Raw genomic sequence first — 16,437 nt, 5'->3', positions numbered from 1 at the left:
CATTCATGCCCCATTTCATCGCTGAATACACCGACAACATCGAACAGCAGGCGGACTTGCCCGGCCTGTTTGAAAAAGTCCACGCCACCCTGGGCAACAGCGGCGTATTCCCGCTGGGCGGCATCCGCAGCCGTGGCGTGCGTCTGGACACCTGGCGCATGGCCGATGGCAAGCACGACTACGCCTTCGTGCACATGACCCTCAAGGTCGGCCACGGTCGCGACCTGGCAACCCGGCAGAAGGTCGCCGAACAGCTCTTCGAGGTGATCACCGGGCACTTTGCCGCGCTTCAGGCCCAACGCCTGCTGGCCTTGTCGTTTGAAATGATCGAACTGCACGAGCAGCTCAACTTCAAGCAGAACAACGTGCACGCCTTCCTCAAGGCGCAGGTGGGCTAGCAAGCCCCGCCTGCTCACGCCATCGGCCTTCTCAGACAAAAAGTATAAAACCATGAGCACAGCCAATACCGCCGACAGCCTCGGCAGCGTCGCCCGCGACCGCACCCACGGCACCATCACCTGGCGGCTGATGCCGCTGTTGCTGATCTGCTACCTCTTCGCCCACCTCGACCGCATCAATATCGGCTTTGCCAAGATGCAAATGAGCGCCGACCTGAATTTCAGCGACACGGTCTACGGCTTCGGCGCCGGTCTGTTTTTCGTCGCCTACGCGCTGTTCGGCGTGCCGAGCAACATGGCCCTGGACCGTGTCGGCCCGAGGCGCTGGATCGCCACACTGATGGTGGTGTGGGGCGCATTGTCGACCTGCATGTTCATGGTCGACAGCGCCACGGGCTTCTATGTGCTGCGCTTCTTGCTCGGGGTGGCCGAGGCGGGTTTCTTCCCTGGCATTCTGGTGTTCTTGAACCGCTGGTATCCCGCCGGTCGACGTGCGCAAGTCACCGCGCTGTTTGCGATTGCCGTGCCCATGGCCGGGGTGATTGGCGGGCCGCTGTCGGGCGGCATCCTTGAGCATTTTCATGACCTGGGCGGCCTGCGCGGCTGGCAGTGGATGTTTGTCATCGAGGGCGCGCCGGTCATCCTGCTCGGGCTGGTGGTACTCAAGTGCCTGCCGGACAGTTTCGAAACCGTCACCTGGCTGACGCCTGGGCAAAAACAACAATTGCGCGAGCAACTGCACACCGAGGAACAGCGCAAATCCATCACCTCGTTTTCCGCGATTCTGCGCAACCCGCAAGTGTGGCTGCTGGTGGCGGTGTATTTCGCGGTGATGCTGGCGGTCAACACCCTGGCGTTCTGGATGCCGACGCTGATCCACGGCGCTGGCGTCGGCAGCGACGGCAAGGTCGGGCTGCTCAGCGCGGTGCCCTACCTGGCGGGCTGCTTTTTCATGATCGGTTGCGGGCGTTCGTCGGATCGCCAGCGTGAACGCCGCTGGCACCTGTGCGTGCCCTTGCTGATGGCGGCCGCCGGCATTGCCATCGCCGGGCTCGCCCCCGCCAATCCGGTCCTGGTGCTGGGCGGACTGATCCTCGCCGGCATGGGCGCCAGCGCGGCGTTGCCGATGTTCTGGCAGTTGCCGCCGGCGTTCCTGTCCAACACCACCCAGGCCGCCGGCATTGCCTTGATCAGCTCCTTCGGCAGCATCGCGTCCTTTTTCGCGCCCTACCTGATCGGCTGGATGCGCGACACCACCCACAGCGCCAGCCTGGCCCTTTACGCCCTGGCGCTGCTGATTGCACTCGGTGGTTTGCTGGTGCTGCGCACCCAAGCCGCCATCGTCAACCCTCACTGAGAGACCCTTGTCATGCTTGATCAACAGCTTATCCAGCAAGCCGCCGCCCGCCTCGACCAGGCCGAACGGTCACGGGAACAGGTGCGCCAGTTTTCCCTGGAGCACCCGGCGATCACCATCGAAGACGCCTACGCGATCCAGCGCGCCTGGGTCGCCCAGAAGATCAAGGACGGGCGCAAGCTGGTCGGCCACAAGATCGGCCTGACTTCCCGCGCCATGCAGGTGTCATCCAACATCACCGAGCCGGATTACGGCGCGCTACTCGATGACATGTTCTTCGATGAGGGCACCGATATTCCCTTCGAGCGTTTTATCGTGCCGCGGGTCGAAGTGGAATTGGCGTTCATCCTGGGCAAACCGCTCAAAGGGCCGAACGTGACGGTGTTTGATGTACTGGACGCCACCGAGTGGGTGATCCCGGCGCTGGAAATCATCGACGCCCGCATCCAGCAGATCGACCCGCATACCAATGCCACGCGCAAGGTGTTCGACACCATCTCCGACAACGCTGCCAACGCTGGCGTGGTCATGGGCGGACGCGCCGTGCGCCCCACCGAAATCGACCTGCGCAAAGTGCCCGCAGTGCTCTACCGCAATGGCGTGATCGAAGAATCCGGCGTGTCGGCCGCTGTGCTCAATCACCCCGCCAAAGGCGTGGCCTGGCTCGCCAATAAACTCGCCGCCTATGACGTGACCCTGCAACCTGGGCAAATCATCCTCGGTGGCTCCTTCACCCGGCCGGTGGCGGCCAACCCTGGCGATACCTTCCATGTCGACTACGACATGCTGGGCTCGATCGCCTGCCGTTTCGTTTAACCGGAGATTGCTCGATGGATATGCCTATCAACACCTTCAAGCAACGCCTGCACAGCGGCGAACCGCAGATTGGCCTGTGGCTGGGATTGTCCGATGCCTACTGCGCGGAACTGGCCGCCAACGCTGGCTTCGACTGGCTGTTGATCGACGGCGAACACGCCCCCAACGACCTGCGCGGCATGCTCGGTCAGCTCCAGGCCGTGGCACCCTACCCCAGCCATCCGGTGATCCGCCCGGTCATCGGCGACACCGCGCTGATCAAGCAAGTGCTCGACATCGGCGTACAGACGTTGCTGGTGCCGATGGTGGAAAGCGCCACGCAGGCCCGGGAACTGGTCAAAGCGATCCACTACCCGCCCAACGGCGTGCGCGGCGTCGGCAGCGCGCTGGCACGGGCGTCGCGCTGGAACAGCATTGCCGGTTACCTCGACAAAGCCGACGAGCAGATGTGCCTGCTGGTGCAGATCGAAAGCCGCGAAGGCCTGGCCAACCTGGATGCGATTGCGGCGGTAGAGGGTGTGGATGGGGTGTTTATTGGCCCTGCTGACCTCAGCGCCTCAATGGGTTATCGCGGCAACCCCGGTCACCCTGAAGTGCAGGCGGCGATTGAAGACGCCATCGCCCGTATCCGCAAGGCAGGCAAGGCGGCCGGGATTCTGAGCGCTGATCAGGCATTGGCCCGGCGTTACATCGAACTGGGTGCGGCGTTCGTGGCGGTAGGCGTGGACACTACGGTGCTGATGCGTGGACTGCAAAGCCTGGCGGCGGCGTTCAAAGATGCACCGGCGCCCGCAAGCACCGCTGGTGCTATCTATTGACGATGCGAAGGTCACCGAGGCCTTAGAGCCGAATATCAGTCCAAATGTGGGAGGGGGCTTGCACCCTCCCACATAGGGAGATCGGTTATCAGCGCTTCAGGGTTTTGAGCTCATTGAGCAACGTCAGCAGCGTCTGCAACTTCTCCTCGCCGAACCCGGCCTGCAAACGCTGATAATTGGCCTCCATACATTGGCTCATCGAAGCGAAACAGGCCTGCCCCTTCTCGGCCAACCGCACCAGCACCCGCCGCTGATCCTGCTGCGCTTTGCGCCGCTCAACCATCCCTGCCGCCTCCATGCGCACCAGCACACCCGTCATGCTTGGTTTGAGGATGCACGCCAGCTCTGCCAGGCGATTGATCTCCAGCTCATCGTGCTGGCTCAGGATGCGAATGACCCGCCATTGCTGCTCGGTCAAACCGTGCTGGTTAAGGGACGGACGAAAAAAACCCATGGCGGCTTCACGCGCATGGAGCAAAGTAAGGGTCAAGGATTGGCGCGGTTTGGGCATGGGCACTGGCGTCGCAATTAGTTAACAGATTAACAACATTCTAGCATTGGCCATCAGTCGCCGTGTGCAGCTTTACCGCCGTGCGGGATCCATGGGTGACATTGGCAGCCACGGTCAAGACCGGCGGCACACAGAATCAAGACACCTACCGCTCGGAAGGCAGTTAATACACCCCAACAGGCACAGAGCTGTTTATCGGCTCTGCAGTGAGTTTCCCTTCACTTTTCCAGGCTGCGCCATGATCAATATCGAAACGCCGACCTACTACTCGGCAACCAAGAAATACAACCTCAGCTTCCCGACCCTTGAACAGGACGTGGAAGCCGACGTGGTAGTGATTGGTGGCGGTTTCTCCGGCATCAACACCGCCCTGGAACTTGCTGAAAAAGGCATCACCAACATTGTGGTGCTCGAAGCGCGCTACCTGGGCTTTGGCGGCACGGGCCGCAACGGCGGGCAGATCATGGCGGGGATCGGCCATGACCTGGAAAAGATCAAGCAACAAGTGGGCGACGAAGGCCTGCGCCAGATCTTTGAAATCAGCGAGCTGGGCGCCGGCATCATCAAGGACCGCATCGCCAAATACGCGATCAACGCCGACTTCTGCCACGGCTACGGCTACATGGGCTTCAACGCCCGCCAGGAAAAAACCCTGCGCGCCTGGGAGAAAGACTTCAAGTCGATCAATACCCAGGATGAAATCCGCTTTCTGGGCGGCTCCGAGGTCAAGCAGATCATTGGTTCCGACGCCTATACCAGCGCGTTGCTGCACATGGGCGGCGGGCATGTGCACTCGCTCAACCTGCTGCTGGGCGAAGCCAAGGCGCTGGCCAGCCATGGCGTGCGCATCTATGAGCACAGCCCGGCGCTGGAAGTGAGTTATGGCGAGCGCATCACCGTGCGCACCGGGCGCGGCTCGGTCAAGGCGTCCAAATTGCTGTGGGCCTGTGACAGTTTCCTCAACAAACTCGAACCCGAGCTGCACAAGACCACCGTCAACACCTACGCCTTCCAGTTGATGACCGAACCGCTGTCGGACGAGATGATCCAGCGCATCAGCCCTATACGCGGCGCCTACAGCGACATTCGCCCGGTGATCGACTACTACCGCGTCACCAACGAAAACCGCCTGCTGTTCGGCGCCGCCACGCCGTTTGTCGAGCACATCCCGCTGGACCTCAAGGCCTGGAACCGCAACCTGATGCTGAAGATTTTCCCGTACCTCAAGGACGTGAAGATCGACCTGGCCTGGGGCGGCCCGATGGCGACCGGGGCCAACCTGTTTCCGCAGATCGGCACCCTCAGCGGCCGCCCGAATGCCTTTTACGTGCAGGGTTACGCCGGCTTTGGCGTCACGCCCAGCCACATCATCTGCAAGGTCCTGGCCGAAGGCATGAGCGAAGGCTCATCGCGCTACGACCTGATCAGTTCGGTCAAGCATGCGCAGATCCTGGGCAAGGACCATATCCGCCCACTGCTGCTGACCGCCGGCAAAAGCCTTCATCAACTGTCGGGTTACTTCAACGGTCGTCGTTGATGCCCACCGTTTCATTCTCAGGAGAACTGCCATGCCCATTACCACGCTCAAGAAAGACATCCAATTATCCGACCTCGATGCCTGGGGCACTGTTGCCGACCTCGGTTCCGAAATCCTTGAAGGCGAAGTCAACGCTTTCGGCAAAATGACCTTTGGCGCACCGACCGACCCGGTCAGCAGTGCCTATTTCGGCACCACCCAAGGCAAGTTCCGCATGGTTTACCCATTCGCGGAACAGGCCACCGTGGTCACCGGCGAAGTGGTGTTGACCGATGAAAGCACCGGCCAGAGCACCCGCTACAAGGCCGGCGACAGCTGGTTCGTGACCAAGGGCACGGCGGTGCTGTGGGAGGTTGTGAGCGAGAGTTTTGTGAAGCATTATTTCGCAGTTGTCTGATGGTTCTGGCTGCCGGCTTCGGTCGGCAGCGTTTTCTCCGGCGCAGGTGACCGACCATGCACGCCATCCCCGCTCAGGAAGTCGCCGGCCATTGCCTGCAGGCGTTCACCCAGCTCGTGCCCGCCAGCCAGGCGGCGTTCTATTGTGTCGACCGCCAGCTTCAAGCCCGCGACTTCCGGCTGCACGGCATGAGTGGCGAGATGCACCGCGACTACCTGGACAACTACCGACAGTTCGACCCGTTGCAACCGCGCAATTGCCTGTCCACCGGGCTCGCCGTGGTCCCGCTGGGTCTGGCCATGGCCCGGCAACCCCTGCGTGACAGCCGCCGCTATCGGGACTTTCTGGCGCGTTACGGAGTGGTCGACGTGGTGGAAATTGTCGCCCATCGCGCCCACCAGCCTCAGGCCGCCATTTCGTTACTGCGCACCGCCGCACAAGGCGCCTTTACCCCCGACCAATTGGCGCAACTCAATGCCTTGCAGGCCTTGCTGCAAATGGCGGTGGCCAACATGCAGCCCTGTGACGATGCATTGGCTGCCTTCACCCCCAAAGAACGCCAGATCGCGTGGTTGTTGCGGCAAGGCGCAAGCAACAAGCAACTGGCGCTGGAGCTGGACATCGGCCTGCCCACCATCAAGACCCACCTGATCCATCTGTTCCGCAAGGCGGGCGTGAGCAACCGCACCGAACTGGTGACGGCACTGTTTCTGTAGCGGGCTCAACCATTCGGTTGATAGGCGGGCGCGCGGCTCCAGCCCATGCTCCGGGTTGTCCATCCAACCCACCGGAGCCATGCTATGACCACCCCATCCGACTGGATCACCGTAGGCGCGCTCGCCGACGGTTTCGCGCCTGACGCGTTCATCCTGCCCAACCTCGCCGACCTCAACGGCAAGACCTTCACCCTGCACTTCGCCAATGGCTGGCAGATCGAGCACCGCTTCGAGACCGAAGCGCTGCACTGGCATGCCGCCGATGGACATACCAGCGGTTCGGCGGCCTACCGCGCCACGTCGGTGCGGCCGGGGCTGTACCTGGTCGACTTCATCAAGCACGAAGCCGGCCAGGCGTGGTCGATCAGCCTGGTGCTGGACACGGCCACAGCGTCGTTCACCGCCGTGATCGGCCGCATGCCGCGCCGCGAGCAGACTGAAGAAGGCCTCTACAGCCGCGCCCTGGCCGGCAAGGCATTGACCTCGGTTGAGGTGGACTTCCTGCACGGCAGCCTGGATCAACCCTGGCAGCCCGGGATTTGCCCTCACGCGCCAACCCAGGAACTGACCGGTTTGCGCAATCTGTATCGCTACAGCCCCAGCGAAGTGTACGAGCACATCTACTTGAACGATCAGTTCTACGCCTGGCAATGCATCAAGGGCGTTGAGCAAGGCCTGTGCGATACCGACCGCTGCCACTACTACAAAATCGCCGAGGAGCTGTACCTGTTTGTCTGGCGCGAAAAAATCATCCCGACCCTGGGCCTGGTCTTGATCGACCTGCAACAGCACCGCAGCGACGGCAAGATCTTCGGTTATGCCGATGCGTCCTTCGCTGAGCTGTCGAACTTTCCGGTCAGTTCCTATTGCCAAGTGCTCAACCGCACGGAGTATCCCGATGCCTGACCCACGCACCGTCGTCATCACCGGCGCAGGTACCGGCATCGGCGCCGCCTGCGCCCGGTTGTACGCCGCCGAGGGGGCCAACCTGGTCCTGATCGGCCGGCGCCGCGAGCCGTTGGAACAGGTGGCCGGGGAAACCGGTGGCCTGGTCCTGGTCGGAGATGCGGCCTGCCCCGATACCTGGGAAGGGTTTATCGCGCACATTCGCACGCGCTATGGCCGACTCGACGTGCTGCTGGCGTGTGCCGGTGGGCACGGCGTCGGCAGCGCCAGCCAAACCAGCCCGTCCACCTGGGAAGCCGCCTTGCGCAGCAACCTGGACAGCGCGTTCTACAGCGCCCGCGCCTGCCTGCCGCTGCTGATCGAAAACGCCGGCAATATCGTGCTGCTCGGCTCCATCGCCGCCCTGGCCGCCGGGCCTGAAGTCTGCGGCTACACCACCGCCAAGCATGCGCTGCTCGGGCTTAACCGCTCGTTGGCACGGGACTATGGGCCGCGTGGAGTCAGGGTGAACGCAGTGTGCCCAGGCTGGGTGACCACGCCGATGGCCGATCAGGAGATGCAGCCGTTGATGGACTTCTACGGTGACACCTTGCCGCAAGCCTATGCCCGCGTCTGCGCCGACGTGCCGTTGCGCCGCCCCGCCAGCGCTGACGAAATCGCCAAGGTGTGCCGCTTCCTCGCCAGCCCCGATGCCTCGATCATCACCGGCGCAAGCGTGGTCGCGGACGGCGGTTCGAGCATCGTCGACGTACCGACGCTGGCCTATGCCCATCTGGAGACTGCCCATGGCTGAAGACTTGAATTTCAGCGGCAAAACCGTGCTGGTCACCGGCGGCGCCCAAGGCATCGGCCAGGCTATCGTCGAGGCGTTCGCCTGGCGCGGCGCGCGCGTGATGATCGCCGACCTGCGCCTGGCGCAAGCCCAGGCACTGGCCGAAGACTTGTGCGTGCGGGGCTGCCGGGTCGAAGCCATGGCACTTGATCTGGCGAATACCACCGCCGTGTTCGACGCCGTCAAGGCCATAGACCAGGACTGGGGCCGCCTGGATATCCTGGTGCACAACGCCGGCTACTTCCCCTTGACCCCCTTCGCCCAGATCACCCCCGCCGTGCTGGAACGCACACTCGCGGTCAACCTCTCGGCGCTGTTCTGGCTGACCCAGGCCGCCTTGCCGATGTTCCAGCGTCAAGGCGGCGGCTGCGTGCTGGTCACCTCATCGGTCACCGGGCCACGGGTGGCCTATCCGGGCCTCAGTCACTACGCGGCGTCAAAGGCTGGGGTCAACGGGTTTATCCGCAGCGCAGCGCTGGAACTGGCCGGCGATGGGGTACGAGTCAACGGCGTGGAACCTGGGATGATTGCCACACCGGCCATGGGCAACCTGGGCGATGGGCAAGTCAACGCCGACATCGCCAGCCGCGTGCCACTCGGAAGGCTCGGCGCGCCGGAGGATATTGCCGGGGCGATGCTGTTCCTGGCATCCGACCTGGCGGCTTACATCACCGGGCAGACTATTGTGGTAGATGGCGGGTCGACGTTGCCTGAGGTGAAATAGCCGCTGCCGGGTCAACTGCGGGAGGGGGCTTGCTCCCTCCTACATTTTGATCAGGGTGTGTTCGTGGAATAACGCCCGGCCCTTTCCAGCATCGACAGTGAATCACCGAACACCCGCGACAACGCCGCCAACCGCTTTACGTAACCCTGTGGCGTCGAATAGATCAACTCCACATGCAAGCTGTCGACGATGCCCAGGTAGGCATCGCAAAACACCTGCAGCGCCTCGGGCTCTACCCTGCTGTACCGACCTCGTGCTGCACGCTGGAAGTCTTCACGGATGCAGCCCAGATACCCCTCGAATCCTGCGGTAATCACACCGCGAATCTGCGCTGGCGGAAAGTACGCCGTGCGCAGCAGAAAGCGCAGGTGCGCCGAGCCTTCATAGCGGCCAATCAAGCGCTCAAGGTGCAAGTGCCCTGGCATCCCCGTGCCCCCGGACTCGTCCTGGAAGCACCCCGCGATGTAGTGATGTTCGTGGTCCAGGGCAATCTGAAAGACCGTCTGAAACAGCGCATCCTTGCTCACAAAATGCGCGTACAGCGACGCCTTGCGCATGCCCGCACCGGTCGCGATGTCGTTCAGCGACGAGGCGTCGTATCCATGATCGGCAAAGTGGTCGACCGCCACCGCACAAATCTTACTGGCCGACAGGCTGAGCGCTTTCATTGATCGACCGATAACCTATGCTGCGCCGACCGCTTGTTGCAGGTGGGTCGACCGAAAGTCCTTGGGCGACAGCTCGAATTGCTTCTTGAACGAGCGACTGAAGTGCGCCGAATCGGTGAAGCCCCACTTGTAGGCAATCGAGGTGATCGACTCGCTCTTGAGAAATGGGTTGGTCAGGTCGTCCGCGCTGCGCTTGAGCCGCGCCCGCTGGATGTAGCGGCAGACGCTGTCGTCCTGCTCTTCAAACAGGCGGTACAAGTGTCGCACCGAGATGTTCAGCCGATTGGCCAGGCCCACGGGGCTCAAGCCCGGTTGAGTCAAGGACTCATCGATGACTTTCTGCACATAGCTGCGCAGGTTGCTGCCTTGCAATGAAGCGGCGCTGTCACCCTGGGTGTTATCCACGTCAAACGCCGAACCCAGTAACGACACAAACGCCGCCTGCAGTGCCTGGGCCTCTTCCATCGAATCCTGCCCCTGCAGCCCTTCCCGGCACAGTTGGTCCATCAGCACATGGAGCATCCGCCCACAGGCCTTGCTCGATGAGATCTTGCCGAAGGTTTTCGAGGCGTTGCCCAGTTGCTTGCAGACTTCGTTGCGCGAGAGGGACAGCGACGCGTGTTCGATCAGGCCAAACGGGCTGATCTCGATTGAGCCGGTGGAATCCATCAGCAGCATGTCACCTGGCGCCAACTGGATAACCTCGTCGTTCTGGGTGATCTGGCAATAGCCGCTGCGCTGGCTGACGAGGAAGCAATGCTGGTCGTTGTCGTGATCGGGGTTGGCCCGTACGCGCTTGATCAGGCCGGCATTGGTACGCAGGGAAGCCAGTGACAGGCAGCCCCGTGAGAGCGTCGACACCTCGCCGATGAACAGCGAACGGTTGAAGGCCAGTTCAGTGTCGAAATGGCCGCAGGCCGCTCGCAAATCCTGAGTCCAGGTGTCCAATCCAGGGTGCGCAGATTGATAGGTGCTCATGGCAACTCCACAGTGGCTTCTTGTTTTTGTCGGCCAATAGTTAACATGTTATCTATATAGGCGCAACAACTACGTAATGCCGTGTGTAGAAGCAGTAATGATGCCAAGTAACCAAAAATCAGAACGCGCCCAGCGCCCGCTTCAATCCCGTCAGGACATCGAACAAAGCCTCTCGCTGCGCACCGCTCAAGGCGATATAGCGACGAAACGCGGGCATGCGGTTGACCACCTCGCTGCCTCCCATGTGTTCAAGCCGTACCTGCCACTGCAGGCCGTCCAGTTCGATGCGCAGGCGCTTGAAATCCAGCACCATCAACGCGTGATGCAGTGCCTGATCCTGCTTCAACGCAACTTCCAGCCTGGGCAGCAAAGTCGGCGCACCCGCCCGCTGCCGAAACCCCAGCCCCGTGCGCCGAATCGACCCGCGGTGGTGCAGCTCAAAGCGTGCATTGCCCTGCTCTGAGGCGGGCACCTTGATCACGAATTCAGTCATGACCAGGTGCATCAGCAACTGCGATTCAGTGCGCTCGCCAACTGCCACTTGCAGGCCGCTATCACCCAGGCCGAACACCGCGCCAGTGGGTCCCGTCGAGGTGAAACCCGCCAGGCCAAGGTTGCGGCGCAGGTACTCAAGCGTGACGCCGGGGCGGTAGCCGGCCGGGGCGCGTTGGGCACTGAACAGCTCAGACAGCTTTTGCAGCATGCTCGATATACCCGTGGTGAGGGTTGCCAGGCTCATGGGAAAACTCCTTGGCCAGCACGTCTTCTACCGACGCCGGCTTGAATGGATTGACCTTCTGCACCACCAATGTCCAGAACAGCGCATAGGTCGCGGTGATCCCGAGCATCACGCCAAACGGCACATAGATGTCGGCGGGATTCATGCCCGGTGGGGTGATGAACCACATGCCCAGCAAGATGCCGACGCTGGACAGGATCTGCGGCAACGGGAAGAACGGCGAACGATAGGCCCGTGGCAGATCAGGACGACGAATGCGCAGGATCACCACCGACAGCGTCACCAGCAGGTAAGAGAAACTCCACGCACACACCGCCGCCAGCACCAGGTGCATGATGTTGTCGGTATTGCCGCCCAGCCACAGCGCATACAGGCACGGGATCAGCATCGCCACCAGGATGCACACCAGCGGTGTCTTGAAGCGCGGGTGCAGGTAGGTGAACACCTTGGGCAATGCACCGTCCACGGCCATGCCGTAGAGAATCCGCGGTACACCGGCCATCAGCGTGTTGATAGTGGCAGCACCGGCAAACAGAAAACCGATCCCCAGCCACAGCGGCCCGACTTGCCCCATGACCTGCTCGGCAAATCGGGGGATCGCCATCGGCGTGTCGAGCAGGTGCACGCCCGAGGCGGCGTCCAGCAGCACGTTTTCGACTTGGCGCTTCATCGCCGCTCCGTAGATGAACATGCAGGTGGCCACGCTCAGCAAGCCCAGAATCATCGCCTTGGGCATGACCTTGGCCGAGTTGCGCAAGTCCGGGGCCAGCGGCGTGACAAACTCACAGCCGACAAACATGAACATCGCCATGCCCACCAGCGACAGAATGGTGATCAGGTCAGTGCCCACCAGCGACACGCCGAACCAGCCATCCAGTTGCACCGCCGGTGCCGCAATCAGGCCCATCACGCCAAACACCATCAGCGTGGTCCACATGCCGAAGGTCAGGATGATCTCGGCCCGGCCAAAGGCGCTGACACCGAAGGCATTGAGGATGCCGAACACCACGACGAACCCGACCCCCAGCAACCAGGAACCGCCGGCCGATTCCGCGAGGGTATTGAGGTGCTCGAAGTTCACCAGGGCCATGACGCCGGACAGAATGGTCTCGGCGGTGCCGGCGAACACATGCACGATCAAGTAGGCCGACAAGGTGCCGGTGATCGCAAAGAAACGCCCCATGCCGCAATTGATGTAGTCGTAGACCGAACCGGTGGTCGGCAGGATCGAGGCGGCTTCGGCAAAAGTGGTCGCCTGTGCCAGCATCATCACCACCGCGATCAACATCGCCACCGCAAAGGCGCTGCCGCCGATCCCGAACCCCATGGTCGCGGTAAGAATCACCGGGCTGGCCATGATCAGGCCAATGGTGCTGGCCAGCGCGGTCGGAAAGCCGACGCTGCCTCGTTTCAAATGCTGTGTGAGCCGGTCATTGATCGACATGGTGCGGATCCTCGAAAGCGGATTTCTTAGTGGATGCATCGAGCCGTACAAGGAGCCGGCGATAACGCCCTCCCCAGCCAGTCCCTGATCGAAACGGCATCGAGCCAAATCACTGTGCGCCCAGGACATACCGAGCGTCTTGCCCATGTCTGCCGCCGCTTTTGTTGCTGCCTGCCAACGCCTGCGGCTGGGCTGCCTCACGGTCGTGCCCGCTTTCTAGTGTTTGTGCTGATGCAACATCGTCTGAATCTGATGGGTCGCCTGGCGGGTGTTCTCCGCCAGCTTGCGCACCTCATCGGCCACCACTGAAAACCCACGGCCGACCTCACCCGCCCGCGCCGCTTCAATGGCAGCGTTCAAGGCCAACAGGTTGGTCTGGTCGGCGATGCCCTTGATCACACTCACCACGGTGGCGATCTGGCCGTAGGTTGCCTGATTGTGCTCCAGCAACTGCTGATGGGTGGTCTTGGCCGACTGTTCATCACTGATATCGCGCACCGCGCCGATTACCCGCGTCAACTGCCGCTGGGCATCACGCACTGCCCGCCCGCGCTCGCGACACCAGATGTAGCCACGGCTCTTGTGGCGCATCCGGTATTCGAATACATACTCGCCGCTGCCATGGGACGCGAGGATTTCCCGGTCGAAGATCGCCATGATCTTGGGTAAATCATCGGGATGGGTGACGCTCACCTGAGCATCCCAGCCATCGGGCAGCTCATGGGGAGCATAGCCCAGCAGCAGGCGAAACTGATTGAAAATCCGCATCTGGCTGCCGGGGTTCTGCACGTCGCCGTTGACCACCGTGATGTCCCAGCAGCCTTCAGTCATGGTGGAGAGCAGCAGCTCCCAGATCTGCGTTTCGTGTTGATGCTGATCGCAAAGCTGCCGGTATTGGTGCACCTCGGCGTCCAGTGCCCCCTCTCGCTGGCGCGCCTGCTCCAGTTGTTGTCGAAGGGTTTGAAACGCCTGTTCGCTGATTGCCTGCTGGGTAGCCTGGTCCCTGGCGGCGGCCTCGGCGAGAAGCCGTTGGTGGTCTGCCTGTGCAAGCTGTTGAGCGAGCTGTTGCCTGAGAGACTCCGCGACGTCCTGCATCGGCTTTTTTTTCTTGAAGAACATCGGTCTGTCCTTTGCGCATCGAGTCTAAACCCTGGATCTGATCGCAAACCGACCGTGATTGCTTGTACGAGCCTGCAAGGGACTTGCGCCTGGCTGCCACACACGATGTGGGAGGGGGCTTGCCCTCTCCCACATTTGACCCGCTGTGTCTGCAGGACCGGTGAACTGCTCACCCGCTCATCAGCACTGGCTGATCAACTGCTTGAGCACCGTCTTGAAGGTTTCGATCTGGTCCTGGCTGAACTCGGCAAACACTTTCTCCTGCTGCTCCCGCGCAATCGCCCACAAGTCTTCGGTCTGCTCGACGCCGGCTGCGGTGAGGCGTAGGCCGTGTTCATCGTCGTCCACCAGGCCCTTGCGCTTGAGATTCGCCACCGCATCCTCGATTTCCCGCACTGGCATCGCCACTTCCCGCAACAGCTCGCTGGGGCTTAGCCGGGCATCATTCTCCAGCACCATCAGCATCCGCGCCTCGTTGGTGCGCAGGCCGGTGGACAGTTGCCGGGGCTGGTAGCTGGATTGGTAGGCGCGTACCGCCTGGGTCATCAGGTAGTACAGGTTGTGGCGCAGTCGCCCTTGGAAATGGCTGCTCGGCGGTTGGCTTTCATCACGTTTGGTCATGCGCGTATGGGGCAGGACCATGGAGTACGCGCCCTGATGGTAGAGCAGCGGCGCGCGGCCGAAATCGTCGAAGGCCACCACCCTGCCGATCATGATCCAGTGGTCGCCGCCATCCACTTGCTGGTAGTTCTCGCAGTGAAACCGCGCCGAACAATCGGCGAACACCGGTGCACCGCCCGCCCCGGGTTCGTACGCGATCTCGGCGAAACGGTCGTCCTTGGGCCGCGCAAAATTGTTCGACAGGTCAATCTGGTCTGCCGCCAGCACGTTGACCGCAAAATGGCTGGCCTGCTCGAACACCTCATGGCTGTTGGAGCGTTTGTCGAGGCTCCACAGCACCAGCGGCGGGTCGAGAGACACCGAGTTGAAACTGTTGGCGGTAACACCCACCTGGCGCCCGGTAGAGTCGGCGGCGGTGACCACGGTGACGCCCGTGGCGAAGTTGCCCAGGGCGCGGCGAAAGGCCCGTGGGTCGAAGGTCGATTCAGACATGCAAGACTCCCGGGCTGCGTCAGGCGCAGCCCTGATTGTTGTTTTCAAAAGCAGCTTCAGATCATGCTTGGATCGGGCTCCAGGCCCATCAGCTCGCGGCCGAGGATCTGCGCGCAGACGTCGTAGTCGGTGTAGGCATGGGCGCCGGTCATGTGCGAATCGCGGAACAGGCGCTGCATCTCGTTGTGTTCGAACCAGGCATTGCCGCCGGCGGCTTCGAACAGGCGATCCACCGCCTGGATGCACATCTTGGTGGCATACGCCTGGTTGGTGCGCCAGAACGCCAGGGTTTCGCGATCGGGGTAGCGCTGCTGTTCACTGTGCTCGGCATGTTCGGCCCAGGTCTTTTCCAGAAACGCCCGCGCAGCGCCGACCTGGTGCGTCGACTCGGCCAGCCGCATTAACGCCGGAGTCGCCGCACCGACCGCAGCGCCGGTGTAGGCACGCACCCGCGTCCTGGTCTTTTCGCGGAACACCTCCAGCATCCGCTCGGCGACGCCCAGGCTCACCGTGGAAAAACCGCTGGCGAAATACGGACGGTAAGGCGAGTAAAACACCTTGCTGTCCGGGTACAAGCCGAAGCCTGCAGACTTGCCCTCCATCATGTCCTTGGCCTTCTGGATGCGATGCTCCGGTACGAAGGCCTTGTCGATGATCAGGGTCTTGGTGCCGCTGCCTTTCATGCCCGCCGCAAACCAGTCGTCGCGGATCTGATAGTCGCTGCGCGGCAGTACCGCAAAGCAGTAATCCTGAGTGCCCTCGGCAGTGGGCCGACGGAACCCGACAATCGCCCATTCCGCGTGGTCGCAGCCGCTGCTCCAGCCCATCTCACCGCTGAACAACACACCGCCCTCGACCGCCTCGGTGCGACCGAACGGCGCGATGCTGCTGCTGGCCGTGGCATTCGGGTCGTCGCCCCAGACTTCCTGCTGCAACTGGGCCGAAAACAGGGCCAATTGATGACTGTGGGTACACAGCAAGCTCATGGCCCAAGCCGTGCTGGCGCAGGCTCCGGCGAGCAACGCAATACAGTCGGCAAACTGTGGCAGCGACAACTCCATGCCACCGAACGCCTTGGGCTGGAATGCACGGTGCAGGCCGATGCCTTTGAGCAGCGCAATGTTCTCGGCAGGCACCTTGCGGTCCTGCTCGGCCTGGAAGGCATTGGCGGCGATGGTCGGCAATACGGACTTGAGGTCTTCGAGGAGCGGGTTTGGCTTTTTCATGGATGGCCCTGCTTATTATTGGATGTCCGGGCAACCCCATGAAGCGAGGCGTGGCGCCGGATGCAGGGCCAGTATGGAGCGCGGGTTGCTGGCCGAACATGCACCTTCCAGAGTCAAGATTGTACTTTTCATAGGGCT

At 62.1% G+C, this 16,437-nt stretch carries 17 protein-coding genes and 2 pseudogenes; 10 read left to right on the top strand and 9 right to left on the bottom strand.

Annotated elements, in window-relative coordinates:
- Positions 1-5: 5 nt before the first annotated feature.
- The 4 genes from AB3G88_RS10205 to hpaI are packed head-to-tail and all read left to right on the top strand — an operon-like array spanning position 6 to position 3,389.
- Positions 6-398, top strand: a complete 393-nt coding sequence (locus tag AB3G88_RS10205; protein WP_480453886.1) for a tautomerase family protein — start codon at positions 6-8, stop codon at positions 396-398.
- 52 nt (positions 399-450) lie between these two features.
- The gene (locus AB3G88_RS10200) at positions 451-1,755 is read left to right on the top strand and encodes an MFS transporter (protein WP_191959915.1); all 1,305 of its coding nucleotides are present in this window, start codon (positions 451-453) and stop codon (positions 1,753-1,755) included.
- A 12-nt stretch (positions 1,756-1,767) separates the two neighbouring features.
- On the top strand, positions 1,768-2,571 hold the full coding sequence (hpaH, locus tag AB3G88_RS10195; protein ID WP_112194652.1) for a 2-oxo-hept-4-ene-1,7-dioate hydratase: 804 nt from the start codon (positions 1,768-1,770) through the stop codon (positions 2,569-2,571).
- Positions 2,572-2,585: 14 nt separating this feature from the next.
- Positions 2,586-3,389 carry a 4-hydroxy-2-oxoheptanedioate aldolase gene (gene hpaI, locus AB3G88_RS10190; RefSeq protein ID WP_400526272.1) on the top strand — a complete coding sequence of 268 codons (804 nt, stop codon included), beginning with the start codon at positions 2,586-2,588 and terminating at the stop codon, positions 3,387-3,389.
- Between the two features lie 88 nt (positions 3,390-3,477).
- On the opposite strand, the gene hpaR is transcribed toward hpaI, so the two are convergent.
- Positions 3,478-3,900 (bottom strand): homoprotocatechuate degradation operon regulator HpaR, encoded by a 423-nt coding sequence (gene hpaR / locus AB3G88_RS10185; RefSeq protein WP_099584498.1) that lies wholly within the window; start codon positions 3,898-3,900, stop codon positions 3,478-3,480.
- A gap of 238 nt (positions 3,901-4,138) precedes the next feature.
- Here hpaR and AB3G88_RS10180 point away from each other — a divergent pair, with 238 nt between their 5' ends.
- The 6 genes from AB3G88_RS10180 (at position 4,139) to AB3G88_RS10155 (ending at position 9,012) form a co-directional block, all read left to right on the top strand.
- Entirely contained in the window at positions 4,139-5,437 is a 1,299-nt protein-coding gene (locus AB3G88_RS10180) for an NAD(P)/FAD-dependent oxidoreductase (protein ID WP_480453885.1), read from the top strand.
- Between the two features lie 31 nt (positions 5,438-5,468).
- Positions 5,469-5,834 carry a cupin domain-containing protein gene (locus AB3G88_RS10175; protein WP_112194646.1) on the top strand — a complete coding sequence of 122 codons (366 nt, stop codon included), beginning with the start codon at positions 5,469-5,471 and terminating at the stop codon, positions 5,832-5,834.
- A 56-nt stretch (positions 5,835-5,890) separates the two neighbouring features.
- Positions 5,891-6,550, top strand: coding sequence for a helix-turn-helix transcriptional regulator (locus AB3G88_RS10170; protein WP_112194644.1), 660 nt, complete (start codon positions 5,891-5,893; stop codon positions 6,548-6,550).
- A gap of 84 nt (positions 6,551-6,634) precedes the next feature.
- Positions 6,635-7,456, top strand: a complete 822-nt coding sequence (locus tag AB3G88_RS10165; RefSeq protein WP_480453883.1) for a molybdenum cofactor biosynthesis F family protein — start codon at positions 6,635-6,637, stop codon at positions 7,454-7,456.
- Positions 7,449-8,249 carry an SDR family NAD(P)-dependent oxidoreductase gene (locus AB3G88_RS10160; protein WP_099584493.1) on the top strand — a complete coding sequence of 267 codons (801 nt, stop codon included), beginning with the start codon at positions 7,449-7,451 and terminating at the stop codon, positions 8,247-8,249. The genes AB3G88_RS10165 and AB3G88_RS10160 overlap by 8 nt, the downstream gene beginning before the upstream one ends.
- Positions 8,242-9,012, top strand: a complete 771-nt coding sequence (locus tag AB3G88_RS10155) for an SDR family oxidoreductase (protein WP_191948207.1) — start codon at positions 8,242-8,244, stop codon at positions 9,010-9,012. Before AB3G88_RS10160 ends, AB3G88_RS10155 begins: the two co-directional genes overlap by 8 nt.
- A 50-nt stretch (positions 9,013-9,062) precedes the next feature.
- On the opposite strand, the gene AB3G88_RS10150 is transcribed toward AB3G88_RS10155, so the two are convergent.
- From AB3G88_RS10150 to AB3G88_RS10115, 8 genes and pseudogenes are all read right to left on the bottom strand, one after another.
- The gene (locus AB3G88_RS10150; protein ID WP_099584491.1) at positions 9,063-9,680 is read right to left on the bottom strand and encodes a TetR/AcrR family transcriptional regulator; all 618 of its coding nucleotides are present in this window, start codon (positions 9,678-9,680) and stop codon (positions 9,063-9,065) included.
- Positions 9,681-9,695: 15 nt separating this feature from the next.
- Positions 9,696-10,658, bottom strand: coding sequence for a transcriptional regulator FeaR (gene feaR / locus AB3G88_RS10145; RefSeq protein ID WP_112194634.1), 963 nt, complete (start codon positions 10,656-10,658; stop codon positions 9,696-9,698).
- Positions 10,659-10,776: 118 nt separating this feature from the next.
- Complete coding sequence (locus tag AB3G88_RS10140; RefSeq protein ID WP_112194632.1) at positions 10,777-11,361, bottom strand: DUF3156 family protein; 585 nt, start codon at positions 11,359-11,361, stop codon at positions 10,777-10,779.
- Complete coding sequence (locus AB3G88_RS10135) at positions 11,342-12,841, bottom strand: APC family permease (protein WP_099584488.1); 1,500 nt, start codon at positions 12,839-12,841, stop codon at positions 11,342-11,344. The genes AB3G88_RS10140 and AB3G88_RS10135 overlap by 20 nt, the downstream gene beginning before the upstream one ends.
- A 228-nt stretch (positions 12,842-13,069) precedes the next feature.
- Positions 13,070-13,339 (bottom strand): annotated as a pseudogene (locus tag AB3G88_RS10130) (methyl-accepting chemotaxis protein); the annotation flags it as partial.
- 27 nt (positions 13,340-13,366) lie between these two features.
- A pseudogene (locus AB3G88_RS10125) lies at positions 13,367-13,609 on the bottom strand (PAS domain-containing protein); the annotation flags it as partial.
- A gap of 531 nt (positions 13,610-14,140) precedes the next feature.
- Positions 14,141-15,073, bottom strand: a complete 933-nt coding sequence (locus AB3G88_RS10120) for a p-hydroxyphenylacetate 3-hydroxylase reductase component (protein WP_480453881.1) — start codon at positions 15,071-15,073, stop codon at positions 14,141-14,143.
- 56 nt (positions 15,074-15,129) lie between these two features.
- Positions 15,130-16,299 carry a p-hydroxyphenylacetate 3-hydroxylase oxygenase component gene (locus AB3G88_RS10115; protein ID WP_112194627.1) on the bottom strand — a complete coding sequence of 390 codons (1,170 nt, stop codon included), beginning with the start codon at positions 16,297-16,299 and terminating at the stop codon, positions 15,130-15,132.
- Positions 16,300-16,437 lie beyond the last annotated feature (138 nt).

The organism is Pseudomonas arvensis (assembly GCF_056688935.1).
This window is presented reverse-complemented; position numbering and strand designations above follow the sequence as displayed.